The sequence below is a fragment of the Neobacillus sp. SRL179 genome (assembly GCF_984799095.1).
On sequence record NZ_OZ481792.1, the window covers coordinates 2,515,310 to 2,539,947 of the forward strand.

The window sequence follows — 24,638 nt, forward strand, 5'->3', positions numbered from 1 at the left end:
ATGAAGATATCAAATTTTACCATCGTGATCACGACCATAGCTATTATTCGGTTTTGTTAATTTCTAAACTCATTTAATCTTTCATACGTTTCCAGTAAGAAATCATAAAACAATTCTTCGGTAGGAAGCAGCTTCCGTTGCGTCGGATAGATGACCCCGACTGTTCGGGTGAGATTCACATCTGATAAGGGAATCACGACAGTAGAGCGCGGTGTGTTATCTACCAATGTCATTTCTGGCATCAAGGCAATACCTAAACCTGCCGAAACTAACCCTTTTAAGGCATCAATATCTTTTCCTTCGAAGGCAATTTGTGGTGAAAAACCAAGATCATGACATGCATGTACTACCTGTTCGCGAAAAACAAACCCTTCAGGAAGGACACAGAATGGGCTGTCTTTTAAGTCGCGCAACCGAATCGATTTACGATCAGATAATGGATGATGAAGTGGGAGGAGGGCAACAATCTTTTCTATGAAAAGGGTCGCTCCTTTTATTTTTTTCTCCTTTGCCAGATTAGGCATGGGGGCGATGATGGCTAAATTGAATTCACCATTTATGACCCCTCCAATCAAATCATGATAAAGGGCATTGTTCATTTGGAATTTGGCATCAGGATAACGCATACGAAACGCATAAATAATGGAAGGTAATGTATAAGCGGCCATACTAATAGGAAAAGCAATTCGAACTGTGCCTTTTTCAGGATTTAAATTTTCTTCTACTTCCCTTTTCGCATCCTCCATCAAATTCCACACTTGTTTCATCCGTTCAAAAAAAATTCTGCCAATCGGGGTAAGCTTGACGCTTCTTCCTTCTCGGATAAAAAGTTTTACACCTAATTCATCCTCTAAATTGAAGATTTGCCTGCTAACGGAAGATTGAGCCACATGCAAGAAATCTGCTGCCTCTGTCACATGTTCTCTTTTTGCCACTTCTAGAAAATACTGAATTTGCCTTGTCTCCATTTTATGTCACTCCATTAATGCGTTTTATGCATTGATTTCATCTGAAATTAAGATTGAAACTATTAATTATAAAATTATAAAATGAAAACACATGAAAGAAAAGAGAATTTTCTTAACTTTAAAGTAGATTAGGGGCTGAAGGATTTGAAAATGCTGGACAAAGTAGAAGAAAATCAGACACAAATCGTGAAAGATTACGTCAATCGTTTATTTGAAAGTGTTCAAAAGCGTAATCCTAATGAATGGGAGTTCCAGCAGGCTGTTAAAGAAGTATTGGATTCTTTAGTACCTGTTCTTGTGAAAAATCCTAGCTATATTAAACAATCCATTTTAGAAAGATTGGTTGAGCCAGAGCGACTGATTACCTTTCGCGTTCCATGGGTGGATGACCAAGGGAATGTCAAAGTGAATCGCGGCTATCGGGTTCAGTTTAATAGTGCCATTGGACCTTATAAGGGAGGACTTCGGTTTCACCCATCTGTTAACACCAGTATTATTAAATTTCTTGGCTTTGAGCAGATTCTTAAAAACTCCTTAACGGGGCAGCCAATCGGCGGTGGAAAAGGCGGTTCCGACTTTGATCCAAAGGGTAAATCTGATCTAGAGATTATGCGCTTTTGCCAGAGCTTTATGTCAGAGCTTGGCAGACATATTGGGCCGGATATCGATGTGCCGGCTGGAGATATCGGGGTAGGAGCTCGAGAAATTGGTTATATGTTCGGGCAATATAAGAAAATGAAAGGTGCCTATGAAGCAGGTGTCCTTACTGGGAAAGGCATTGGGTATGGCGGGAGTTTAGCTCGAAAAGAAGCCACAGGGTATGGATTAGTTTATTTTGTAGACGAAATGCTGAAAGGTCAGGGATTAAGCTTTCAAGGAAGTACGGTTGTCGTCTCTGGTTCAGGGAATGTGTCCATCTATGCGATGGAGAAAGCGATCCAGTTTGGTGCCAAAGTGGTCGCATGCAGCGACTCCAACGGTTATGTTTATGATCAAAATGGAATAAACTTAGATACAGTGAAACGATTAAAAGAAGTCGAAAGTAAAAGAATTAGTGAATATGTTAATGAGCATCCAGATGCCCAATATCAAGAAGGGTGTTTAGGCATTTGGTCGGTGCCATGCGATATTGCCTTACCGTGTGCAACAGAAAATGAGTTAAATGAAGAAGCAGCCTCTGTGTTAGTTTCAAATGGAGTAAAGGCCGTGGGCGAAGGAGCCAATATGCCTTCTACCCAAGAAGCAATCGATACCTTTATGGATCATGGTGTGTTATTTGCTCCTGCTAAAGCAGCCAATGCAGGCGGTGTTGCTGTATCTGCATTAGAAATGGCGCAAAATAGTGCAAGGCTCGCTTGGTCATTTGAAGAAGTGGATATGAAATTACAAGATATTATGAAAGATATCTATAGTAAGAGTATGAAAGCATCCGAAGATTATGACGCACCAGGCAATCTTGTTGTCGGTGCTAACATCGCCGGATTCGTCAAAGTGGCGAATGCGATGATTGAACAAGGTGTTATCTAATGAAAAAATGAAAGGTCACTGTTAGGTGGCCTTTTTGCTGTTTTTAAAAGGTAGATGTTTACTTTCTAAAAAACAGTCCACCGAAAGATTTTTGAATATTCTTAGTGCTTTTTATTGGATGGTTTTGTAAAATCTATAATGGATATGTTTAAAAGGTTTTTATCATACATATTGAATTAACTATTCAGAGGTGGCGTTCATGCTTTTTCATTATCATTTTTGGACTCCTTTTCTTGAAGAAACGGAGAAATTTTATGTTCAAAACGGTTTCCGCATATCGCAGCGGATCGGTAAATACGAAGGTGAGTTTCAAACGTTTCATCCACCATTAACATGGGATGATTTTCGTGACAAAAAGATACTATTTCGGATTATTGAAGCAAGAAAAGGCGCAGTCAATATTACATTCGGTTATGGAAAAAAGGTTATGTTTGACCATATTGGCTTTTTAGTCTCAGCAGATGAACAATCGCTCATCTGTGAAAATGCAGAAAAACTTAATTGGGAATTAGACCGTGGTGACCGAAGAACATTTATTACCACTCCCTATCATTTTAGAATCGAACTGCAAACCCACACGGACGCAATCGATTCGCTCACTGAAAATAGTAAAATAGAAAAATTAGAAGTGGAAACAAAACTGGATGGATTAAGTCGAGACCTGTCCCTTTTGTTTGGAAAGTCAGTTCCTTCGATCATAACAAGTGTTGGCGACCAAGTAACAATAAAAGAAGCCATCCTAACAGGCTTTCCTACAAATGCAGTTGACCCTAATGGAGTTTTCTTGCATGAATAGATGTTGACTCAGTCCAAAGATATAGTTAATCCAAAAAACACGCTTACAGACGAGAAGTGTGTTTTTTCGTTATTTCTGCGGAAAAGGAGGTTCGTTTTTCCTTAAAAATAAGGTGTCATAAAAAATCTAAAAATTTTATAATAATATTGAGAATTCTAAATATTCACTTTAAAAACTTTCAAAGAAATATGACAAGAGAAAACCACAATTTATCGAAAAATAAGAGGTGAACTGAAATGGGAAACAAGGAAATCGTGATAATTGATGGGGCGAGAACAGCCTTTACGGAATTTGGAGGTTCTTTTCGGGATGCATCAGCCATTGACCTGGCTGTGGCCACGACGAAAGAGGCCATGAAGAGGTCGTCGATTGAACCAGAAGAGGTCGATCAAGTGGTGATAGGAAATGTCATTCAATCTAGTACGGATGCCATCTATATGGCTAGACATGTCGCCTTAAAAGCAGGCATTCCGGAGCATGTCCCGGGCTTAACGGTTAACCGGTTGTGCGGATCTGGTTTGCAAGCCATTGTAAATGCAGCACAATCTATTAAGTTGGGAGAATCAGAGGTTAGCATTGCCGGCGGTGCGGAGAATATGAGTCAAGTACCGCACGTTATTCGCGGTGCCCGTTGGGGACTGCCGCTTGGAAAAGCACCAATGGAGGATTATTTGTGGGAGGCTCTTTATGACCCATACGGTAAATGTACCATGGCCATCACGGCAGAAAACCTTGCCGAAAAATATGAACTGACCAGAGACCAAATAGATGAATTTGCTTCAAGCAGTCACGCTAAGGCATTAGCTGCGATTGAAAAAGGGTATTTTGCTGAGGAAATTGTTCCCTACACGATTAAACATCGCAAAGGAGAAAGAATCATCGATCGGGATGAACATCCGCGGGATACCACAATCGAAGTGTTGAACAAACTTCCAGCACGGTTTAAAGATAATGGCGTCGTTACCGCGGGAAATGCCAGTGGAATTAATGACGGGGCTGCTACAATGGTCGTCACCTCCAGTGACTATGCACAAAGACGTAATCTAAAACCACTTGCAAGGCTGGTTTCATGGGGAATTGTCGGTGTCGAACCTAAATACATGGGCATCGGTCCAGCACCAGCGATTCGTCAGGCACTTGAACGTGCTGGCATGAAGGTGGAGGATTTAGATTTGATTGAAATCAATGAAGCATTTGCTGCTCAATACTTAGCCTGCCAAAAAGAACTCGGCTTCAATCCGAAAATCGGCAATGTAAACGGCGGTGCGGTTGCTCTTGGACATCCGCTTGGAGCTAGCGGGGCAAGAATCAGTCTTTCATTACTGTATGAATTGAAACGAAGAAATAAACGATTCGGTGCTTCTGCCTTATGTATTGGGGGCGGACAGGGAATTGCAGCTATTTGGGAAGTGCTTTAAAAAAATGTGAGATTAACAGGGGGTTTTTATGAAAAAGGTCCTTAGTAAACAAAGTGTTTCACAGTTACTTGAAAGCGTTTTCGATAGAGACCCAGAGCATGAGGTCTTGTACGACGGTTATACGAGATTGTCCTATAAGCAATTATGGAGAGAGTCTCTTACATTGGCGGCATCCCTTCAAGATATAGGCCTAAAAAAGGGAGATAAGGTGGCTGTATGTTTGCCAAACTGGAATGAATTTGTCGTCATTTATATGGCTGTTGCACATCTCGGTGCAGTACTTGTTCCATTTAACACCCGCTATCGACAGGACGAAGTGGAATACATTTTAACCAACTCCGAAGCCAGGATTGCTTTTTTTACGGAGGAGTTCAGCGGAGTGAATCATTATGAACAATTTTCCAACGCGATTAAACATGTTTCCAGTTTAGAAAAATTAGTGACTGTCCGCTGTCAACTTGATGGTCTGATGAGTTATGAGCAGTTAATGGAAAGAAGCGAAGAGGTTTGTTTCACACCTGTTCCCATTGATTCGCAAAACGATGTGTTTTCCATTCTATATACTTCTGGGTCAACAGGTGCACCAAAAGGAGCAATGCTAACACACAGCAATGTCGTCAATACAGCGATCATTACCGCTGAAGAAATGAAATGTACCGAAGACGATGTGTTTTTCGTGGCTGTGCCTGTGTTTCATGTATTTGGACTGGTCCCAAGTATTTTAAGTACAGTTGCTTCCGGGGCACGGATGGTTTTGATGGAAGTATACAAGCCACTGGCAGCACTTGAATTGATTCAATCAGAGGGAATAACGGTCAAACATGGAGTACCAACCATGTTTATACTAGAGTTAAATAACAAAGATTTTTCTAAGTATGACTTATCCTCTTTAAGAACAGGGATTATTGCAGCAGCTCCATGTCCAGTGGAAGTGGTAAAGCGAATCCGTAAAGAAATGGGCTGTGATGTCGTCGTATGTTATGGATTAAGTGAGACATCCCCAACACTGACTATGACCAGCTTTGATGACGATGATACAATTCGTGCCGAAACAGTTGGAAAAGCACTTCCAGGCGCAGAAGTTAAAATTGTCAATAATTATAAGGAAAATGTACCGCTAGGTGAAGTAGGAGAGGTTGCATGCCGCAGCTTTGGTGTTATGAAAGGTTATTTTAATATGCCAGAAAAAACCGCTGAGGCACTGGATGAGGAAGGCTGGTTTTACACGGGTGATATGGGTACGTTAGATGAATTGGGGAATCTCCGTATTGTCGGCCGAAAGAAGGAAATGATTATTCGCGGAGGGTATAATATTTATCCGCGTGAAATAGAGGAGGTTCTCTACACTCACCCGGCTGTAATGGAAGTGGCCATTGTCGGCTTACCTGATACCGTATTAGGGGAAATTTCCTGCGCCTGTGTGAAACTCAAACCCAATACTGTTGTAGAATCAGATGCACTAATTACGTTTGTTGAGCAGCATGTAGCGGATTATAAAGTACCGGATAAGCTGTTAATCATGGATGAGTTTCCGATGACCGCAAGTGGAAAGATTAAGAAAATATCTCTTCAATCACTGCTAAAAGATTCCTTAAAAGCGGAATTGCGGTAAAAGGTAGCCCTGGAAAATCAGGGCTATTTTTGTTATTTAAAGATTATTAATTTTCAAATAAAACCTTTTCTAGTAAGATAAAATTATAACTTCAATAATGGGGGAAAAAGCTGTGTCGAACAAGGACAAATTAATGAAAAAATTAGAGCAGCATTTACGATCCACAGCAAGACACCTGATTAAATTTGATACGGAAGAAGAAGTCCTCCAATATTTGACAGCTTCCTTTCGAACAGAGTTATATTGTGATTTTGTTGGCATTATTTTGATCGAAAATGGGAAGTTCGTACCAATAGCATGGAGTGGTACATGCCCTTCAGTGACCGATTCTTTCCCACTCCCTATTGAACATTGCTCTCCCAAGCTACTTATTCAATCTTTGCCATATGAAGAAGCAGATTCACCAGAGGTTTGCCTGTTATCTAAAATACTGAAAGAGGCAAGCGTGAAAACGTGGTTTACTGTACCTTTGTTTAACCATGATGATCGGCTGGGATTTTGTATGGTAGGATTTTTTAACTATGTTCCCCTTTTAGAAATGGGGACAACTTTTGATGAATTTGGAAAAGACATTGCAGCGGCGATGGGGTTGGCCAGGCAAAAAAAATCCCAGTTAAAAAAATTGGAAGGGATGGAATGGATCAACAAAACCCTTTCGCTCAATGCCCCCTTAGAACAACAGATTGCGGAGCTTACGTTGCAGGCAGGCAAAGGAACTAACGCAGATTTTGCCTGTATTTATATTTATAATGAGCGTGAGAACTGCTTTGTTTTTCAGGCCCCGTCCTATGGAATGATGGAATATTCTCAGCGAATCTTGATTGACGGAGATTACATGCTGAATAAATACTTTCCTTTCTTGGAAAAAGTAGGCGGGAATCAATTAACGGTTTCTTTAACCGTTGATTTGAAAACAGTTGGAGTATTGCACATTGCACATAATAGGGAAGATGCTTTTACCGATTCTGACCTGCGATTTTTAGGAATGTTATCCAATCATGTAGCGGCTGTTTTGGAGAATGCCCGCCTGTTTAACAATGAAAAAGAACAAAAAAACCGCCTTCAATATCTATTAGACTATCAACAGTCATTAGTAAAAGAAACCATAGAGGAAGATACTTTTGAAGGAATTACGGCAAAGCTGTCAGGTCTGTTTCAAACACAAGTCATTTTATTTGACCGGTTTTTACGGCCGATAGCGTTCGGGAGCGATAAAGGGAAACGAATCGAACCCATCCTAAATGAGATGTTAAAATTCCGAAAGAAGGAGATTGATTATCTGGCAGATAAGGATGTCTTTTCGAAGGAAACCCCTGATGGCACCGATTTTTATACATTTTGGAAAATTAACGGGGGCGGCAGTTTGCTAGGTTATTTGGCGATTAAAGGCTTACGTTCAGAACTGGATGAAATTGATCACCTGACGATTGAACTTGCCAAAAATATCTGCTCCATCCAATTTATTAAGCAAAAAATCTCTCTCGATGCAAAAGATCAGACAAAAGACAGCTTTATTGGCAGGCTGATTTCAGAAAAAATTGATGATCGGGATGGAATCCTCCAATATGCCAACCTGTTTGAATGGGACCCTTTCAAGAGACATCAGCTCGTGGTTTTATCCATTACACTGAAAGAAAGGGAAACAAGGGGAAGCAATCTTTTTGAGCAGCAGGCGAAAAAAAATCTAGTCTGGGATTTTATAAAATCCAATTTATCGAGCTATAATCACTCCATTATAACCGGGTACTATGACGAGAAATATATTCTGATTGTGCCCATTCACCAGGAAAACCATCATTCAAAAGATTTTCATCAAAATCTCTATCAAAAAATAAGTAGTTGGGTTGGAGAAACCTCAGTTGCGTGTCAAGTGTATATGGGTGTAGGCGGGAAAACAACCGATCTCCATGACTATTTTGTGAGTTACCAACAGGCGGTACAGGCTCTGAACGTTGTGAATAGCCGGCTTCATCATATCGGTTTTTCATTGTTTGAAGAGTTAGGGTCCTATGCCATCCTTCATCATTTGAATTATTCTATGACAGTTGATTTGTTTGTAAAAAAACAGCTGGGACCGCTGCTATTCTATTCAGAAGGAAAAAATACAGATTTATGCAATACCTTACATACCTTTTTGCAGAATAATGGCAATGTGAAAAATACCGCAGAAGCACTTTTTATTCACAGAAGCTCGTTACTCTATCGCTTGGAGAAGATTGAATCTCTTTTAAATGTGCAATTAAGTGATGCTGAAGAGAGATTTAATTTAATGATGGCATTCAAACTTTATGATATGTATGGAAAAGAAATTGAAAGAAATTCAATCGTAAGTTTAAGCTAAGAGTCATTAAAGACTGATTGTCTGTTACTAAAGGTTTAACAGTCAATCAGTCTTTTTACTTTCATACCGTAATTTTGATGAAAAAAAACGATTTTTTTCCGACATTTTGTAGGTACAAATAAGTTAAGGGAAAGAGTTATAATTTATTTACAGAAAATTTAAACAATAAAAATAAAGGAGATGGCATAATGGCTATTCAAACAATTGGTGTAGTTGGAGCAGGATCGATGGGGGGAGGGATTGCAAACCTTGCCGCCATAAATGGATTTACGGTTATTCTTCGGGATATTGATGAACGATTTTTGGAAAACGCTTTAAAACGTATGAGCAGCTTTATGGATAAAAGTGTTGCACGAGGAAAAATGACAGAAGAGCAAAAACAAGATGCACTTGGCCGGATTCGAACAACTACCAATCTGGAAGATTTTAAGGATGCTGATCTTGTAATTGAAGCAGTTTTAGAAGATTTAGCATTAAAAAAGGAAGTCTTTTCAAAACTAGATCAAATTGTTCGGGAAGGTGTTATCTTGGCCACAAATACTTCCTCGATGTCGATCACCGAGATTGCATCTGCAACCAAACGTCCTGAATTTGTAGCAGGGATGCATTTCTTTAATCCGGCACAGCTAATGAAGCTGGTTGAAGTCGTTCGTGGATACAAAACAAGTGATGAAACAGTAGAAGAATTAAAAGCGGTATCTAAAAGACTATCAAAGGAACCGGTTGAAGTTAAAAAAGATTCGCCAGGATTTATTGTCAATCGGATTATGATCCCTCAATTTATCGAAGCGATTAAACTCGTACAAGAGGGGGTTGCTTCCTATGAGGATATTGATAAAGCGGTAAAACTCGGTCTAAATTATCCAATGGGACCATTTGAACTGCAAGACTTTGCCGGAGCCGACATCGGCTATCATGTAATGGAGTATTTTAAAAATGAATTTAATGACAATTATTTCGCTCCACCGCTGTTATTGAAACAGCTCATGAGATCGGGTAGAAATGGTAAGAAATCTGGGGCAGGATTTTACGATTACGAATAATAGAGTAGGAGGGTGTAAACAATGAGTTTTGAATTTTTACTATATGAATTGGATAAGAATGTTGCAATAGTAACCATCAACCGACCACCAGTCAATCCTTTAAACACCAAAGTTTTCAGAGAACTGGGGATTTTATTTGATGAACTGGAAGCAAATGATGAAGTCCGGGCAATTGTTCTGACAGGCAGCGGTGAAAAAGCGTTTGTTGCAGGTGCAGATATTAACGAAATGGCGTCTCTTGACCTTGTGGGGATCAATAAAATGAATAAAGCTTCCAGAGAAGTTTTTTCAAAGATTGAAACTTTGACAAAACCGGTTATTGCAGCATTGAATGGCCTTGCACTTGGCGGAGGCTTTGAGCTTGCCCTTGCATGTGATTTAAGAATTAGTTCGGAAAAGGCAAAATTTGCATTTCCAGAAGTAGGTCTTGGCATTATTCCGGGCGGGGGCGGCACGCAGCGTTTACAACGAATTGTCGGACAAGGAGTAGCAAAAGAATTGTTATATTTCGGTGAAATGTTTGATGCCCAGCGTGCGTTGGATTTGCATATTGTGAACAAAGTAGTCCCGGCTCTTGAATTACTGGACACTGCTAAGGAATGGGCTCAAAAATTAGCTCAAAAGCCACCTGTTGCCCTCCAAATGGTTAAGTTGGCTGTAAATACGGGGGCGAATACCGATATGGAGTCTGGATTAATCATTGAAAGTTCCTGTTTTGCCAATGCCTTTGCGACAGAAGACCGTAAAGAAGGACTTCAGGCATTTGTTGAAAAAAGAAAGCCGGTTTTTGCCGGCAGATAAAAAGCCCATGCCAAGCAAGGGTTTGCCATTTAAAAGTCAGTTGAAACAGTGGAGGGATAGGGCTTGCTAATTGATAAGGTAGAAAATAAGTACTTTTTAAATAGTGAAATTTCTCCTGATCGTGTGTTTACCCCGGAAGATTTTGATAATGAACATGAAATGCTGGAAGAGATGGCCGGTAAATTTGTTATGAATGATGTCTTTCCAAAGCTGGAAGCAATTGAAAGTCAACAATTTTCTGAAACGGTAAAACTGATTAAAAAAGCAGGGGATCTTGGGTTGATTGGTGCTGATATTCCTTCTGAGGATGGCGGTCTTGAGTTAGGAAAGGTGAGCGCAGCCATAATTGCCGAAAAAATGGCAGTTGGCCGTTCATTTTCAGTGACATTTGGGGGCCAGACAGGGATTGGGGCATTACCAATTGCTTATTTTGGAACAGACTATCAAAAGAAACAGTTTTTGCCAGATATTTTGTCAGGTGAAAGAATAGCGGCTTATGCTCTCACTGAACCTTCAGCAGGGACAGATGCTCTGAGTGGCAAAACGACTGCCATTTTATCTGAATGTGGAAAATATTTTGTGCTAAACGGAGAAAAACAGTGGATTACGAATTCTGGCTTTGCTGATATTTTTATTGTCTATGCAAAGGTAGATGGTAAGAAGTTTTCCGCCTTTATTGTAGAAAAATCGTACGATGGGGTTTCTACCGGTGCGGAAGAAAAGAAGATGGGGTTAAAAGGCTCCTCTACACGATCGCTCATTTTAGAAAATGTTCGAGTGCCCATTGAGAATCTGATCGGCGAAATAGGACGCGGTCATGTCATCGCCTTTAATGTTTTGAACATTGGCCGCCATAAAATCGCCGTTACTTCCCTCGGAACAGCCAAACGGGCCATCGAGCTTGCCGTAAAATATGCAAATGAACGTAAACAGTTTGGAAAATCACTTTCTTCTTTTAATATAATCAAAACGAAAATAGCTGATATGGTCATTAAAACGTATGCAAATGAAAGTACTGTCTATCGGACTGCAGCTGAAATGCAAGCTGGATTTGAGGAAATGAAACTTTCCGGAGATGATTACGGGAAAACCATAGCGCGTTATGCTGTAGAATGTTCCATTAATAAAGTTTTGTCCACTGAAGCCCTGGATTTTATTGTAGATGAAGCCGTACAAATTCACGGTGGATACGGGTACATGGCGGAATATGAAGTCGAAACCCTTTATCGTGATTCCCGAATCAACCGTATTTTTGAAGGAACGAATGAAATCAACCGAATTCTCATCGCAACCACAGTGTTGAAGAATTATCAGGATTCACTTGAAGCAGCCGAAGTTAAGAATGAAGTCCTTCAATGGGAAAAGCAAGTCCTTCAACTTATGAAAAAGCTATTTCATGCTGCCATTCAATCTGTAGAAAGGCACTCGTTAAGTAATTTTAATATAGAACAAGAGATTGCCGCTTTCTTGTCAGATCTGGTTATTGCCATTTATGCAGTAGAAAGCTCCATTTTGAGGACGGAAAAATCAATCCTAAAAACAGGCGAAGATCCACATAGACTGAAGCTGGATTGTACAAAGGTATATACACATGAAACGTCGCAGCAGCTTGCACTTAGAGCATTAAACTTGATTAACCATTTAGGGGAAGAAGAGTACTTCTCCCGAAGCGCCAGTCTTTTAATAAAAAGCAGTTCAGTAGATATCGTTTTGATTAAACGTAGAATTGCTGATCTAATCATTGATAAAGAACGCTATCATTGTTAATTTGTGAAGAAATTATAGGTGAAAATAACCGTAAAAGCTGCAAATTCCTTTTTAAAAGGGTTTGCAGCTTTTTCCGTTAACCAGAATTTATAAAGTCTATCATTAATCAAAATATGGAAACTATAAACCTTGCAGGTTAATGATTAACTGGTTGAGAACAGTGAGTTGAAAAATTAAAGTTTTGTGGTAGATTTAGAAAAAAGGGACCTATTCATAGGTAAAAGGGGAAATAGTTATGCCATTGGAAATGATCCGCCAAGATATTACCAAAGTCAAGGCAGATGCAATCGTAAATGCCGCGAATACCTCACTGAAAATGGGAGGCGGTGTCTGTGGAGCCATCTTTCGAGCGGCCGGGGCCAGTAAGCTTCAGGAAGCTTGCAATCAAATTGGCGGGTGTGAGGTTGGAGAGGCCGTTATAACCGATGCCTTCCAGTTGAATGCTAAATATATCATCCATACACCTGGCCCGCGTTGGCAGGGCGGGGGTCAGCAAGAAGCAGCACTGTTAAGGGCATCTTATGAGAACTCTATGGAACTAGCAAGAAAATATCAATGTGAGTCGATCGCTTTTCCGTTGATTTCGTCTGGCATTTATGGATATCCAAAAGAAGAAGCTTTACAAATTGCTGTCGCCGCCATTAGTTCTTTTTTATTAAAACATGACATGCTTGTTTATCTGGTGGTTTTTGACAAAAGTTCCTTTGGGATTAGCCAAAAGGTATTTACATCAATTCATCAATTTGTCGATGAGCATTATGTCGAGGAAGCTGAAATATCCTTTTCCCGTAACCGTGAGGATGAATTTATATGGGAACAAAGACAGGAAGCTGAGATATTACAAGAGGATCTCTATCAAGAAGCGGAGTCTTTAGTCGATTTATTGGAGCAGCTTGATGAATCTTTTTCTGAGCGGCTGCTGCACTTCATCGATGAAAAAGGGATGTCTGATGTAGAGACGTATAAAAAAGCCAATATTGACCGTAAATTATTCTCGAAAATTCGTAATAGTGTCGACTATACTCCTACCAAGAAAACAGCTATAGCATTTGCGATTTCCTTACAATTGACTTTGGAGGAAACGAACGATTTATTGTCAACTGCCGGATATACATTGTCACGAAGCAGTAAATTTGATGTGATTATTGAGTACTTTATTCAACAAGCAAACTATAATATTCATGAAATTAATCAAGCCTTATTCGCTTTTGATCAAAGCTTATTGGGTGCTTAAAAATGTCGCTTTCTAAGCGACCTTTTTTTATTCAAATCTTGTTATCCTAGGTTTATCAATAATTGGAGGATGATAAGGATGAAAAGAAATGTAACGGAATTAGTGTTTATTTTAGATAAAAGTGGTTCGATGGCAGGGCTTGAAACAGATACGATTGGCGGTTTTAATGCGATGCTGAAGAAACAGCAAAACGCCGAGGGTGAAGCATTGGTAACGACTGTTTTGTTTAATCATCGTTATGAATTATTACACGACCGAATCAATGTAAGGGGGATTTCTCCGATTACCGAAAACGATTACGAAGTCGGCGGGACGACGGCATTATTAGATGCCATTGGTTCAACCATTCAAAAAATAGTCAATGTCCAAAAGCGAACTAGTGAGGAAGAACGTGCCGATAAGGTATTGTTTGTTATTACAACCGATGGAATGGAGAATGCCAGCCAAGAATACTCAGCTGATAAAATTAAAAAAATGGTCCAGTTTCAAAAAGAGAATTTTAGCTGGGAATTTATGTTCTTAGGAGCCAATATAGATGCCATTTCCACTGCTTCACGATTTGGTATTGATGAGGACTTTGCTGTGGATTATCAAGCTGACAATGTCGGAACACAATTAAATTATGAAGCAGTAAGTGAAGCCGTCACCAGCCTCCGTAGCGGCAAAAAATTAAATCGAAGCTGGAAAGAAGGAATTGAAAGGGATTATAATCGGCGCTCAAGAAATTAGATTAGAAGGAGCCACATAAGGAAAAGCGGGATCAGGAGCTGTTGCTCGACAGGTTGTTGTTAACAGTCCCTGGTTTCCCGCCCTTTTAGACTATTATGACTTCTTTTTTTTGCTAGCGTTTTGTTGATTATCTTTTCTCTAAAGCGCTTCGATTAGTTGCTTGTGGTGGTTGTTCGAGCCATTTTCTGTTGACCATGATGTTAAATCCGGTTTCTGCATAGAGTAAAATTTCGGTCATAAATTTACTGTAATGCGTTGCTAAGTCGATTCTCATCGATAAAGACAAAGCATGACCAACAAGGGTAATATCAATGGAATTCAAGAAATGAAAGAGTGATACAATGAGTTTGTCTGAAAAGGGCGACGTGGTTGAATCTGTTACTTCCATACTCACTGGAACCGTTCCCAGGAGATCTTCTTTTATTAAGATTTCATTAAAAAATTTAATTTGCTTTTCCGATATATCTTTTCCATTCTTTATATAAGTTTTTATTTCTTTGTCTTTTACCACCTGGAGTAAACCTTGACAAAGCAAGATAGAAAAGTAATTTCGTTCAATATTGAAAAATACTTCCATGAGCTCGATTGCATTTATAGGTCTTTTTTTACCCATTAAACCATCAATATAGGATAGTTTTTCGATAAATTCCACTTTTTTAGGATAATTAATCATTGGCGGTCTATCATATATTCCTTTTGATAGCATTAAGGTAGTGGAATCGGTATAAAGTTCTGAAGCTTGTTTTAAAGTAGTTGTAAAAAACTTGAGCACGTCAGGTCTTGCAACATTTGATGTGATGAACGAAAGGTTGATCATGCCCATTCGACTCATGGAATAAACAAAACTTAGGGCAAATAGATCGTGAAAAAGTGGCGGTGCGGTTAAATCAATATCTTCATCGGAAAACCCTTGTGGTAAGGGGATTTTTTCTTGAGAAAAGATGGAGCTAATCTGTTGTAAATGCTCAAGTGAAATCTCCAATGCTTTTTGAAGGATGGTTTTGATTTCATCATCTTGTAAATGATGAAGGAAATATTTTAATAAACATACTGACATTGTTTCTTGTATATATAACCCCCATAAGCCGCCAATTTCAGGACTAGATAATCTAATCTTATGATTAACCACCATAAATGCCTCCTAAATAATACTAAATAGTAGAGTGTCACCAATTCCTAAAATTATACATTTAAAAATTTTTTAGATAGAAAGTGGGGGAGATTATTCATTAATTTTTGAAAAACAGATGGTAGTTTGATACAAAAAAGACCTTTAATTTTTCTGAAGTTTCTGAATAGAATTGACGATATACCACATAATATGGTAATTTTACTTTAAGTAAACGTTTTCTTCATATCGTTTTTTGCGTAGATTTACACTATTAACCTAGTATTCTTGAACCATAGTATGAATGGAGGAGTTAATACATATGTCAAACATTCCGTCAATCTTTAATCATTTGAGGATTCCTGTGATTGGAGCACCACTTTTCATCATTAGTAATCCAAAGCTAGTTATTGAGCAATGTAAGGCAGGGATAGTTGGTTCAATGCCTGCACTAAATGCACGGCCAGCATCGCAGCTTGATGAATGGCTCGCGGAAATAACTGAAGAGCTTGCAGATTACAATGCCCGTAATCCAGAGCGTCCCGCCGCGCCGTTTGCCATTAATCAGATTGTCCATAAGAGCAATGATCGACTTGAACATGACATGGAATTATGTGTGAAGTATAAAGTTCCGATCATTATTTCATCTCTTGGGGCGCGCGAAGAAGTTAATATGGCTGCACACAGTTATGGAGGCGTTGTTTTTCACGATGTGATTAATAACAAGTTCGCTCATAAGGCGATTGATAAAGGCGCCGATGGGCTGATTGCAGTTGCTGCAGGAGCAGGCGGTCATGCTGGGGTTAAAAGTCCATTTGCCTTGGTCCAGGAAATTCGGCAGTGGTTTGATGGCCCGCTCGCTTTATCTGGGTCGATAGCTAACGGAAACGCGATTTTGGCCGCACAGGCGATGGGAGCGGATTTTGCTTATATTGGCTCCCCATTTATTGCCACACATGAAGCGAGGGCTGCTGAAGATTATAAGCAGGCGATTGTGGAAGCTACTTCTGATGATATTGTCTATAGCAATCTATTTACGGGTGTCCATGGCAACTACCTTGCGCCGTCTATCAAAGCTGCTGGCTTAGACCCCGATGCACTGCCTGAAAGTGATGCAAACAAAATGAATTTTGGCGGTGATGGTAAGGCCAAGGCTTGGAAAGATATTTGGGGCAGCGGTCAGGGCATTGGAGTTATAAACAAAATTTCAAGTACAGCCGAATACGTAAACAAACTTCATCAAGAGTATACCACTGCACGAGAGAGAATGATGCGTGGGGACGGTTCTCTTGCTCTAAATCAACTTGATTAGGCGTTTCTATAATAATGTTATGTAAACAGAAATTTAGCATAGTACATTCAAAATAAAACGGCTGCCTTCAGGGGCAGCCTCTTTCTTTTAGAGAATGGAAAAGGAGAAAGTTACTAAGTTCCTTTTGATTTTATTAATCCAGATGTGTAAGTCATTATTTCTTAAATTTGGTCAACCTTGGACACCATTTTCACCAAGCATGCGAAATAAAATACAACAGCAAATTTCAAGTTTATGTTATGGTAAATACTCCGGAGTTTAGGAAAGATTTAGTCCGTTTGTCAGGTCAAATCTACCATTGAGGGGGATTGTTATGAAAAATAAATCTATCATCATAATAGTAGTTGCCGCACTTGTCCTGGTAATGGGATATTATGTTTCGACTAGTTTGATAGGATCAAAGGAAATCAAACAGGGTGAGAAAGTTGAAGACAAGGCCGGAACCGATTCAGTGACCACAACTGCTGAAGCTGTGGATGACCAAGGTCAAATGGAAACTGGAACAAAAGTGGAGAGAGAATTACCGCTGGATATATCTGAAGAGAAAATACAAAACTCCATCCATTCCATGAGCCATGCTAAAGTCTATGCTAAGCAGAAATGGAGTCATCTAGAACCAACCCAAGAAAGAATTGATAGATTACTAGTGATTCTTGAGCAAAATAAGGATGAATTGGATTTTGATGATTTATACATCAGCATCCTAAAGAAATGGCAAGCAGGAGATTATAGTGATGCTGTTTCAGACCATAATGAAATTTGGAAGCTTCAAGATGGTACAGTAGGGAAGGCAACAAGATTACTCAGTGAAAAAGAGCAGGCAGAGTATCGAAAGAAACACTTTGAATAGCTGAGAAATGATGCGTGGGGACGGTTCTCGTGCACTAACTAAAACCATGCAGGAGAACCGTCCCCATGTGTCAAAAGTTTTGGAGAGCTGCTTTATTTTGCTCGAAGTCTACCACTAAGACGTCACCAAGTTCTTCATCCCGTTTATTTTCAAAACTGCCGTCTTCAGGGATGCGGATGGTTTCTACATCTCCACTTTTCTTTGTTAACACATCTTTTCCAATCATTAATAGGGTCGACTTATCGATATTTGTTTCTAAATATGTATTCAAGAGACCTACTAATTTAGGGAGTTTTACCACACTATGTAAACTTACGGCTTCTTTTGTTAATTTTGATATTACTTCTTGCTGTCTCTGAATTCGTCCGAAGTCACTTAGACGATCATGACGAAATCGAACATATCCGAGCAGCTCTTTACCATGCAGTTTTTGTTTCCCTTTTTCTATTGTCGTATCGATTCCATAAGACATTTCATATGGTACGTTAACTTCAATTCCCTTCGGCACAAGCAGATCGACCGCTTTTTCAAACCCTTTAAAGTCTACCATGGCATAATAATGAATATCTAAATCCAAATTTTCCTTAATTGTTTCCCTTAGTAATTCAGAGCCGCCAAACGAATAAGCTGCATTTAATTTCTGCTGACCATGCCCAGGTACTGTGACCAACATATCCCGCATAAGTGAAATAAGTTTTATTTTATGAGTTTTTGGGTCATAATGGGCAACCATAATCGTATCTGTTCGAGCTTGTTTTTCTCCCCGTGAGTCACTTCCTAATAAGAGGACATTAACGGCACCTAATTTAGGTTCATCACCTTTAAAAGCTTCTTTGGCTTCCACCTTTTTAAGTGGCTTATGTATGGTATTTACTGTTCCTTCTATGTACTGAAATAGATGATAAAGACCAAACATGAAAATTCCTAAGAGAAGAAAGGCACCAAACACTCTCTTCCATCTTACTCTAATTCTATTCTTTTTCGACCGTGTCAAAGTTTGCACCACCTAAGTTGAATGTTCACTATCTACATAACAATTAAATTTACCCTATTTTTTCATTCCTGAACAGAAAAAAGTAGATTGAGTTCACAATATTAAACCACCTGAAGTATTGATTATCCCATAATTTGTTTTCAACATTTTTACTATCAGATTACATTTTCATATTTTAACTGTTACTCATCTATTTTTCACAAAATAAAAGAGCTGCTCGAGTAGAGCAACTCTTCCTCCATTACTTCTCTTTCATTTGTTACTTTGGTAGATTATTCACTTCAAAGGCTACTCGTATACCTGATTCAATTGCACCTTGCATCCACCCGTGGGTAAGGGTTGTATGTTCACCGGCAAAGTGCACTCTTCCTTCAGGCAAAGATACATAGGGGAACAGCTCGAATTCCTGACCTGGTTCGAAGGTGGCTAACGCTCCTGTAGAATATGGATTATCAACCCAGCTAAAGGATGTCCCTACGACAAATTCAGAATAGACTTGGTCACCGTAAATTTCAGCTAAATTCTTTAACGCGTATTGAATACGATCTTCATTTGATAGACCATCCCATGTCAACGCTTCATCAGCCCATGTATAACTTGCCACTACCACAGCAGGTCCACTTGTACCAATACCTAGGCTTGGGTAATACGTAAAGCGGATGGGTAAATCCGTAATCGACTTGCCACCGCGTTGATTCCATCGTTCCCAGAACCTGCTTTTAAACTCTATACCGATTTTGGTGGCAGCCATATAATTTAATTCTCGAATCGCACGGCGTTTATAGTAGGAAAAAGAATGGTAGGGTTCCACTTCGACAAATCGTAAAACGGAGAAGGGGATTGTAATAATCGCTAGATCACTAGTTATGGTGGAAGAAGGAGCAACCGTGTTGGGATGGGAGGAATGAATAGATACTTGGTTGTAATATTGGGTAATTTTCGTCATCCTGTGATTGAACCGAATGACATCCTTTAACTGTGGTAGAAACGCTTTTGGGAGCAGATCCATTCCACCTGTAATTTCATAGTAACGGTCTGTTCTAAACTGGGCCAATTCCCGCAAGACTTCAAGAAATGACATTCCCATATAGGCCTCATAATCAAGTAGTATGCCGATCATATCAACCGCGCCTTCAGAAAAAGTAGTTCCATATTGATAATGGTAAAATTTTAAGAAAGAACCCAGTGAGTAGTCCTTAAATTCTTTTTCAATCATATTCCAGTTATTTACTGGATCTTTGTTAATAAAATCAATAATGGGCTGTAAGGCTAGATTTAAAAGATCCTCTGCGCTTTTCCCTTTTTCATTTGGGGCAACAGGAAAGTTTAGCATATCTGGATACCGTTCAAAAATAGTAAGACGCGTTTTAATTCCGTTGATATATAGAATATCGACAGGCGTTCGATTAATGAACACATTTAATTGTAACCCTAATTTTTTAATATACTCTAAGGTTAAATGATGGGCATCAGGAATACGCATCGGACCTGCATTAAGGTATAGTCCATTGTGGAAAGGGGAGCGAATTGTATAAGTACGACCACCCACGTGGTTAGCGGCCTCGAGGAGAATGACATTGTGGCCAGCTTCCTTCAATAATGATGCTGAAACCAGCCCTGCAAGTCCTGCACCGACAATTGTAATATTCTTAGGTACACTCGTCTTCGAAAGCCCATTTCTAATAATACTAATCATTTGTTGGTCCGTTAATTTGTTAAAATTGGTTTCAGGCATCTCATCTCCCCCTAATGAAATGTTTTATACCATTGTATTCATTTGAAGAGATCGCTATGTACTTTCTATATGAAGAGGAATGGTTAGAGATTAAGCTGGTTGAATCCTGTTCCTTGAGTCAATCAATAGTTTGAAAGGCTCTTTCCTTCACTCCAAACTAAAATCCACATCCCTCGTTGGGATTGGCGCTAGGATCGTTAGTGCTGAAGGTGCATTCCTATTGGTACCAATTATGCTGACAGTGTTAAAGATGCCACTAGAATGACTATTGCCGGTTGGAAATTTATTAAATACGTGTCATTTTTCTCATCATTAAAATATTTTATGTTAGGGGTGCTTGCCCCTTTTTTTTATACTAAGATTTGCTAACCTTGTGGATTGAGGGAGTCCTTAATAATAAAAAAAGGAGAAACACGATGAATGTATCTCCTTTTAATATAGGATTTCATGCAAGCATCTAAAAAAGAACCATAAATTATTCAAGGACTGTTCTGGCAGTATTTACTAATGCATCAATAAACGACAACAGGATCATTGGTGCTGAGATTGTCAAACACCGTTTTCATAACGCTTGGCGGGGTGTTGACACAGCCATGCGATCCATTGGTTTGATATATATTACCACCCCAATTTGACCTCCAGTTAGCATCGTGAAATCCCTGTCCGTCATTCGTAAAAGGTACCCAATATTGAACAGGTGTCTGATACGTAATTTTTCCGTTTTCTCTGCCCGTTAGGACGGAGGGTGTTTTCTTATAAAGGATATACCACACTCCGGGTGATGTACCATGTTGAGTACTTTGATTGCCAGTAACCACTTTGGTTGTAACCATTAATTTCCCATTTTTGTATATCCAAATTTGCTGCTCTGCTATGGAGACTTCAGCATACGTACCGCCAATACCATTGTTCGCGATAGTGTCATATCCATAGCCTTCACCTTTCCAGCCATTTCCATAAATATTAGAAGCGGAAACCGATTTCTCCCCATTTTCAAAAGCAGTCATAATACGCGGTATTTCTTTATCGACATTTATGGCCCAGCCATAGCCTTTAGCTTTAACCGAAACCACCGATCCAGAATGGGTCTGGAATAAGATATCCTTGTTTAATGTGGATTGGGTATTGTTAATTTCAACAATCTTTTTCTTAATATCACCCTCATCATCAATCTTGATCTGCAAATCTTTTGATATAGATGCATTTTTAATTAATTCGCCCGCTGTTAACGTATAAACCTTATCCTGAACCTTATAATCAACGGTCTGCATAAGAAATTCTTCCAGTCTTTTCTGTTGATTTTTTACGTACTCACTATCTTCTTTAATGGGCTGTAGGTATACTGGGTTAAGATGGATTTCACTAATATATTCTTGTTTGTCGTAGTCCTTCAAAATACTGGTGACATCATACTGTTCTCCGCTACCGCTGTTAGTGACAACAATTTTGCTTTGTTCCAAACGAACCACCGCATCTTGTGGGGCTTTTAAACTTTGATTCATGGTTAATAACTTTTCTTCTACCATTTTTTTTAACGTCTGGTTTCGATATTGATCCTGTTTACTGGGCATTAAAGAATAATTCTTAGCTTTTGAAGAAGGAAAAAACGTCCTCTGTCCCTTTAATATTTTTTTGACTTGGGGCAGGTCACTTTCTATAAATCCCATCTTTGTATCTTTTCCATCGAAAACTTGTTGATCTCCGACATAGACGGTATTTTTCAATATAGTTGTTTTTAATTTCTTTAGTGCCTGATCAGCGGTCATTCCACCGACTTTTATCCCATTAATCTTGATATGTGAATTAAAATGGCTTACTTGATAGTACCAGACTGATGCAATTAAGAGCACGATAATGAAGAGGAGACTTCCGGTAATAATCCTCCAGTCTGCGAACCACTTTACTAAATTTCCGCGTTTTTTGTCCATTTCATTCATTACTGTTGTGCTTTCCATTAAGTTTCCTCCAACCCAGATGATATTTAAGCTATTAATATGTTATTTTCAAAAATTATGTATTTATGTCATAGATTACAGTATTTTTGCAAAATTGTAACTTATACAATTATTCTACTAAATATCATAGTCGAACCTTGTCAGTTTTTGTGTATTCATAAATTTATTTTTAAATGAAAGGCTGTGTGAAAAATTAATGTTGATTTTTAAGCACGTTGATTGGAGCGGAAGGCGCGAAGACTCCTGCGGGAGTACGGGGCAGGGGAGACCCCGCAGGAGCGCAGCGACGAGGAGGCTCCCCGGCACGCCCGCGGAAAGCGAAGCGCCTGGAGCGGAAATCAACAAATAAGATTAACAGAGCCAAATAAAAAAACAGACGAAAATTAATCGTCTGTTTTAAAAAACTAATTATTTTACATACATTGCCAAACCGGTCAAGTTATTAATCGAAATGGGACAAACGGACCTAGATATGGAAAGGCACCAGGATACCCATAAAGGGTTGGTGTAAAGTAATAGATACTATGTCCAATTTGAATTTTATTAGGATGATAGTGTAATAACTGATTCCAAGCGCCAAACATTGGAGAAGGGTATCCTAAGTAAATGGGTCCGTTTGTACCCGTAATGATTGTGGGCATGCTACCACCATCCAATTACTTTTTTATCATTTTATGTTTTACATACAAATAGGAGCATGCTTTTTTAAACCGCTGACTTGTACACATATGTATTAATTCATCCCTAAATATCTAAATGCTGCTGGCACATTTCTTGGAAATAAATCTTCACCCTATTCGCGATAATGCACTATGCTAAAGGGTTGACCATTTAATAGGGGAAGGTTATGTTGATTAACATCTATGTTCTTGTTGTAGGGGATGATAATGTATCTTTCACCATTCTCTTTGTTGACTTCTCCTCTGAATTTTTTGTATACAAGACTACTTGCAACCTCCAAGGAAGACGCTTCTATAGTTCCTTCCATTTTGTATCTATATTTACCATTCCTATTTTTACTTTTTAGCAAGATATATTTCATGTTGGATTCTTCCTTTCCTTTTCCATTCTTTACCACGATTTCTCGTTTCGTAAACAACCATTTACTTACGTATAGAAATTACCTATTTTAGTAGCTTCTACTCTAATAAATAAAACAATATAAGCTCATTTGAAATGGTACACTGTAATTAGAAGACGAAAGAACCTTTAAGGAGGTAATGATGATGCCTGTCATTCCAGCACAGCAAAGAGATAAAATGAGCTCGTACCAAAATCTTCGTTCCCTATATGAACAAAACATTACTGTAAATAGCATTGCTGAAACATTAGTCACGTGTAATCACATTGATGATGCCTCTAGTATTAAAAACATGATGGTGATAAAAGACTATGATGTTCTGGGGTTGGAGAATAAGGGGATTGTCATGGGCTATGTGGTAAGAGATGAACTGAAGGAAGGAAGCTGCCAAGAGTTTTATCGGAGTTTTAGTCCTACTGAACTTGTCTCGGAATCAACATCACTTTTACATACACTTTTTATCTTTAAAGAAACTGAAAGAATTTTTGTCCTAGAAGGAAATAGGATCACAAAAGTTGTCACACTTGCAGATCTTCAAAAGCCGCCGATTCGAATGTTATTATTTGGATTGATCTCCTTATTAGAAATGCACCTGTATCGAATTATCCATGATTATTTTCCCAATGAAACTTGGAAGCATCATTTAAATCCCAGGCGGATTATTATAGCAGAGGACTTATTCTCTCTTAGAAAATCTAAGAATGAAGCTATTCAATTAAGTGATTGTTTGCAGATTTGTGATAAGCGGGACATCATTCTCAATGAGGGACCGCTGAGGGAGCTTTTGGGTTTTGAAAACAAAAGTAAAGGGAAGAAGTTTTTTAAAAAATTAGAAGACCTGCGTAATAATTTAGCTCATTCACAAACTATCAATACAGAAAACTCTTGGCAGGAAATGTTCACTTTAATCGAGCAGACGGAGAAGTTAATAGAGGAATGTGAAAAGATAAAATAGACTATATTAAATTGAATGGATCGATTTGAGACTGAGTTGGCGCTTTATCAAAGGCGCCAGCTTTTTCTTATTGGAAATAAAAAAAGAAGGTAAATTTCACCTTCCTCATGCTCATTAACAATGGCTATTAACTCCGTTGAATGGCAGATGTTGAGAAGCTTTTCACCATCTTTTGCAGGTTTCGATGACCTTCCCTTAATTTTATGGTTTCTTCAATAATTTTTTGGAATCCTTCCAAATCCCGATCAGTTGCATTTAATAAAGACTTCGGTAGACCTTCGACGATTTGTTGTAGGGTTAGCTCGCTCAAGGGATCATGACCACCTTTCAACTTATTCGTTAGACATCTGTTCCGTTTTCTTTAATATTTTGTAAAGGGAAGCATTTTTCCTGCCACCACCTTGTAAAACTT

General features: G+C 38.9%; 21 protein-coding genes and 1 pseudogene. 14 read left to right on the forward strand and 8 right to left on the reverse strand.

Annotation, left to right across the window (positions count from 1 at the left end):
* Nucleotides 1-56 precede the first annotated feature (56 nt).
* Nucleotides 57-968, reverse strand: coding sequence for a glutamate biosynthesis transcriptional regulator GltC (gene gltC, locus AC4E8C_RS12430; protein WP_490212410.1), 912 nt, complete (start codon nt 966-968; stop codon nt 57-59).
* A 150-nt stretch (nt 969-1,118) separates the two neighbouring features.
* On the opposite strand from gltC, the gene gdhA reads away from it, so the two are divergent.
* The 10 genes from gdhA to AC4E8C_RS12480 all read left to right on the forward strand — a co-directional run bounded on the left by gdhA (nt 1,119) and on the right by AC4E8C_RS12480 (nt 14,236).
* Nucleotides 1,119-2,495, forward strand: a complete 1,377-nt coding sequence (gene gdhA, locus AC4E8C_RS12435; protein WP_490212545.1) for an NADP-specific glutamate dehydrogenase — start codon at nt 1,119-1,121, stop codon at nt 2,493-2,495.
* 199 nt (nt 2,496-2,694) lie between these two features.
* Nucleotides 2,695-3,291: a hypothetical protein gene (locus tag AC4E8C_RS12440; protein ID WP_490212411.1), complete on the forward strand. Its 597-nt coding sequence runs from the start codon at nt 2,695-2,697 to the stop codon at nt 3,289-3,291.
* Between the two features lie 236 nt (nt 3,292-3,527).
* A complete protein-coding gene (locus tag AC4E8C_RS12445) occupies nt 3,528-4,709 on the forward strand; it encodes an acetyl-CoA C-acetyltransferase (protein WP_490212412.1) in 1,182 nt (393 codons plus the stop codon).
* 28 nt (nt 4,710-4,737) lie between these two features.
* Nucleotides 4,738-6,321: a class I adenylate-forming enzyme family protein gene (locus AC4E8C_RS12450; protein ID WP_490212413.1), complete on the forward strand. Its 1,584-nt coding sequence runs from the start codon at nt 4,738-4,740 to the stop codon at nt 6,319-6,321.
* A gap of 133 nt (nt 6,322-6,454) precedes the next feature.
* The gene (locus AC4E8C_RS12455; protein ID WP_490212546.1) at nt 6,455-8,662 is read left to right on the forward strand and encodes a helix-turn-helix domain-containing protein; all 2,208 of its coding nucleotides are present in this window, start codon (nt 6,455-6,457) and stop codon (nt 8,660-8,662) included.
* A gap of 188 nt (nt 8,663-8,850) precedes the next feature.
* Nucleotides 8,851-9,705: a 3-hydroxyacyl-CoA dehydrogenase family protein gene (locus AC4E8C_RS12460; protein WP_490212414.1), complete on the forward strand. Its 855-nt coding sequence runs from the start codon at nt 8,851-8,853 to the stop codon at nt 9,703-9,705.
* 21 nt (nt 9,706-9,726) lie between these two features.
* Nucleotides 9,727-10,506, forward strand: coding sequence for an enoyl-CoA hydratase/isomerase family protein (locus AC4E8C_RS12465; protein WP_490212415.1), 780 nt, complete (start codon nt 9,727-9,729; stop codon nt 10,504-10,506).
* 63 nt (nt 10,507-10,569) lie between these two features.
* Nucleotides 10,570-12,273: an acyl-CoA dehydrogenase FadE gene (locus AC4E8C_RS12470; protein WP_490212416.1), complete on the forward strand. Its 1,704-nt coding sequence runs from the start codon at nt 10,570-10,572 to the stop codon at nt 12,271-12,273.
* A gap of 235 nt (nt 12,274-12,508) precedes the next feature.
* The gene (locus AC4E8C_RS12475; protein WP_490212417.1) at nt 12,509-13,507 is read left to right on the forward strand and encodes a macro domain-containing protein; all 999 of its coding nucleotides are present in this window, start codon (nt 12,509-12,511) and stop codon (nt 13,505-13,507) included.
* A gap of 78 nt (nt 13,508-13,585) precedes the next feature.
* The gene (locus AC4E8C_RS12480) at nt 13,586-14,236 is read left to right on the forward strand and encodes a vWA domain-containing protein (RefSeq protein ID WP_490212418.1); all 651 of its coding nucleotides are present in this window, start codon (nt 13,586-13,588) and stop codon (nt 14,234-14,236) included.
* A gap of 127 nt (nt 14,237-14,363) precedes the next feature.
* Here the strand turns inward: AC4E8C_RS12480 and AC4E8C_RS12485 are convergent, their stop codons facing one another.
* Nucleotides 14,364-15,368 carry a DUF3231 family protein gene (locus AC4E8C_RS12485; protein WP_490207017.1) on the reverse strand — a complete coding sequence of 335 codons (1,005 nt, stop codon included), beginning with the start codon at nt 15,366-15,368 and terminating at the stop codon, nt 14,364-14,366.
* 298 nt (nt 15,369-15,666) lie between these two features.
* On the opposite strand from AC4E8C_RS12485, the gene AC4E8C_RS12490 reads away from it, so the two are divergent.
* Both AC4E8C_RS12490 and AC4E8C_RS12495 read left to right on the forward strand, forming a co-directional pair.
* Nucleotides 15,667-16,656: an NAD(P)H-dependent flavin oxidoreductase gene (locus tag AC4E8C_RS12490; RefSeq protein WP_490207018.1), complete on the forward strand. Its 990-nt coding sequence runs from the start codon at nt 15,667-15,669 to the stop codon at nt 16,654-16,656.
* 313 nt (nt 16,657-16,969) lie between these two features.
* Nucleotides 16,970-17,506, forward strand: coding sequence for a DUF6241 domain-containing protein (locus tag AC4E8C_RS12495; protein WP_490207019.1), 537 nt, complete (start codon nt 16,970-16,972; stop codon nt 17,504-17,506).
* Between the two features lie 70 nt (nt 17,507-17,576).
* Here AC4E8C_RS12495 and AC4E8C_RS12500 read toward each other — a convergent pair whose 3' ends face one another.
* Together AC4E8C_RS12500 and AC4E8C_RS12505 are read right to left on the reverse strand one after the other, a co-directional pair.
* Entirely contained in the window at nt 17,577-18,509 is a 933-nt protein-coding gene (locus AC4E8C_RS12500; RefSeq protein WP_490207020.1) for an LCP family protein, read from the reverse strand.
* A 250-nt stretch (nt 18,510-18,759) separates the two neighbouring features.
* Nucleotides 18,760-20,235: a flavin monoamine oxidase family protein gene (locus tag AC4E8C_RS12505; RefSeq protein WP_490207021.1), complete on the reverse strand. Its 1,476-nt coding sequence runs from the start codon at nt 20,233-20,235 to the stop codon at nt 18,760-18,762.
* 172 nt (nt 20,236-20,407) lie between these two features.
* Here AC4E8C_RS12505 and AC4E8C_RS12510 point away from each other — a divergent pair.
* Nucleotides 20,408-20,547 (forward strand): annotated as a pseudogene (locus AC4E8C_RS12510) (sulfite exporter TauE/SafE family protein); the annotation flags it as partial.
* A 200-nt stretch (nt 20,548-20,747) separates the two neighbouring features.
* Here the strand turns inward: AC4E8C_RS12510 and AC4E8C_RS12515 are convergent.
* The 3 genes from AC4E8C_RS12515 to AC4E8C_RS12525 form a co-directional block, all read right to left on the reverse strand.
* Complete coding sequence (locus AC4E8C_RS12515; RefSeq protein WP_490207022.1) at nt 20,748-22,190, reverse strand: L,D-transpeptidase; 1,443 nt, start codon at nt 22,188-22,190, stop codon at nt 20,748-20,750.
* Nucleotides 22,191-22,624: 434 nt separating this feature from the next.
* On the reverse strand, nt 22,625-22,831 hold the full coding sequence (locus AC4E8C_RS12520) for a hypothetical protein (protein WP_490207023.1): 207 nt from the start codon (nt 22,829-22,831) through the stop codon (nt 22,625-22,627).
* A gap of 152 nt (nt 22,832-22,983) precedes the next feature.
* Nucleotides 22,984-23,232 (reverse strand): hypothetical protein, encoded by a 249-nt coding sequence (locus AC4E8C_RS12525; protein ID WP_490207024.1) that lies wholly within the window; start codon nt 23,230-23,232, stop codon nt 22,984-22,986.
* A 178-nt stretch (nt 23,233-23,410) separates the two neighbouring features.
* Here AC4E8C_RS12525 and AC4E8C_RS12530 point away from each other — a divergent pair, with 178 nt between their 5' ends.
* On the forward strand, nt 23,411-24,226 hold the full coding sequence (locus tag AC4E8C_RS12530) for a hypothetical protein (RefSeq protein ID WP_490207025.1): 816 nt from the start codon (nt 23,411-23,413) through the stop codon (nt 24,224-24,226).
* Nucleotides 24,227-24,353: 127 nt separating this feature from the next.
* Here AC4E8C_RS12530 and AC4E8C_RS12535 read toward each other — a convergent pair whose 3' ends face one another.
* The gene (locus AC4E8C_RS12535) at nt 24,354-24,536 is read right to left on the reverse strand and encodes a hypothetical protein (RefSeq protein WP_490207026.1); all 183 of its coding nucleotides are present in this window, start codon (nt 24,534-24,536) and stop codon (nt 24,354-24,356) included.
* Nucleotides 24,537-24,638 lie beyond the last annotated feature (102 nt).

Bases quoted from the DNA above. Each gene is read 5' to 3' on its own strand.
- AC4E8C_RS12460 (WP_490212414.1), top strand. From the start codon at position 8,851: ATGGCTATTCAAACAATTGGTGTAGTTGGAGCAGGATCGATGGGGGGA.
- gltC (WP_490212410.1), bottom strand. From the start codon at position 968: ATGGAGACAAGGCAAATTCAGTATTTTCTAGAAGTGGCAAAAAGAGAA.
- AC4E8C_RS12465 (WP_490212415.1), top strand. From the start codon at position 9,727: ATGAGTTTTGAATTTTTACTATATGAATTGGATAAGAATGTTGCAATA.
- AC4E8C_RS12450 (WP_490212413.1), top strand. From the start codon at position 4,738: ATGAAAAAGGTCCTTAGTAAACAAAGTGTTTCACAGTTACTTGAAAGC.
- AC4E8C_RS12525 (WP_490207024.1), bottom strand. From the start codon at position 23,232: ATGAAATATATCTTGCTAAAAAGTAAAAATAGGAATGGTAAATATAGA.
- AC4E8C_RS12445 (WP_490212412.1), top strand. From the start codon at position 3,528: ATGGGAAACAAGGAAATCGTGATAATTGATGGGGCGAGAACAGCCTTT.
- AC4E8C_RS12485 (WP_490207017.1), bottom strand. From the start codon at position 15,368: ATGGTGGTTAATCATAAGATTAGATTATCTAGTCCTGAAATTGGCGGC.
- AC4E8C_RS12475 (WP_490212417.1), top strand. From the start codon at position 12,509: ATGCCATTGGAAATGATCCGCCAAGATATTACCAAAGTCAAGGCAGAT.
- AC4E8C_RS12480 (WP_490212418.1), top strand. From the start codon at position 13,586: ATGAAAAGAAATGTAACGGAATTAGTGTTTATTTTAGATAAAAGTGGT.
- AC4E8C_RS12440 (WP_490212411.1), top strand. From the start codon at position 2,695: ATGCTTTTTCATTATCATTTTTGGACTCCTTTTCTTGAAGAAACGGAG.
- gdhA (WP_490212545.1), top strand. From the start codon at position 1,119: ATGCTGGACAAAGTAGAAGAAAATCAGACACAAATCGTGAAAGATTAC.
- AC4E8C_RS12490 (WP_490207018.1), top strand. From the start codon at position 15,667: ATGTCAAACATTCCGTCAATCTTTAATCATTTGAGGATTCCTGTGATT.
- AC4E8C_RS12505 (WP_490207021.1), bottom strand. From the start codon at position 20,235: ATGCCTGAAACCAATTTTAACAAATTAACGGACCAACAAATGATTAGT.
- AC4E8C_RS12515 (WP_490207022.1), bottom strand. From the start codon at position 22,190: ATGGAAAGCACAACAGTAATGAATGAAATGGACAAAAAACGCGGAAAT.
- AC4E8C_RS12520 (WP_490207023.1), bottom strand. From the start codon at position 22,831: ATGCCCACAATCATTACGGGTACAAACGGACCCATTTACTTAGGATAC.
- AC4E8C_RS12455 (WP_490212546.1), top strand. From the start codon at position 6,455: ATGAAAAAATTAGAGCAGCATTTACGATCCACAGCAAGACACCTGATT.
- AC4E8C_RS12495 (WP_490207019.1), top strand. From the start codon at position 16,970: ATGAAAAATAAATCTATCATCATAATAGTAGTTGCCGCACTTGTCCTG.
- AC4E8C_RS12530 (WP_490207025.1), top strand. From the start codon at position 23,411: ATGATGATGCCTGTCATTCCAGCACAGCAAAGAGATAAAATGAGCTCG.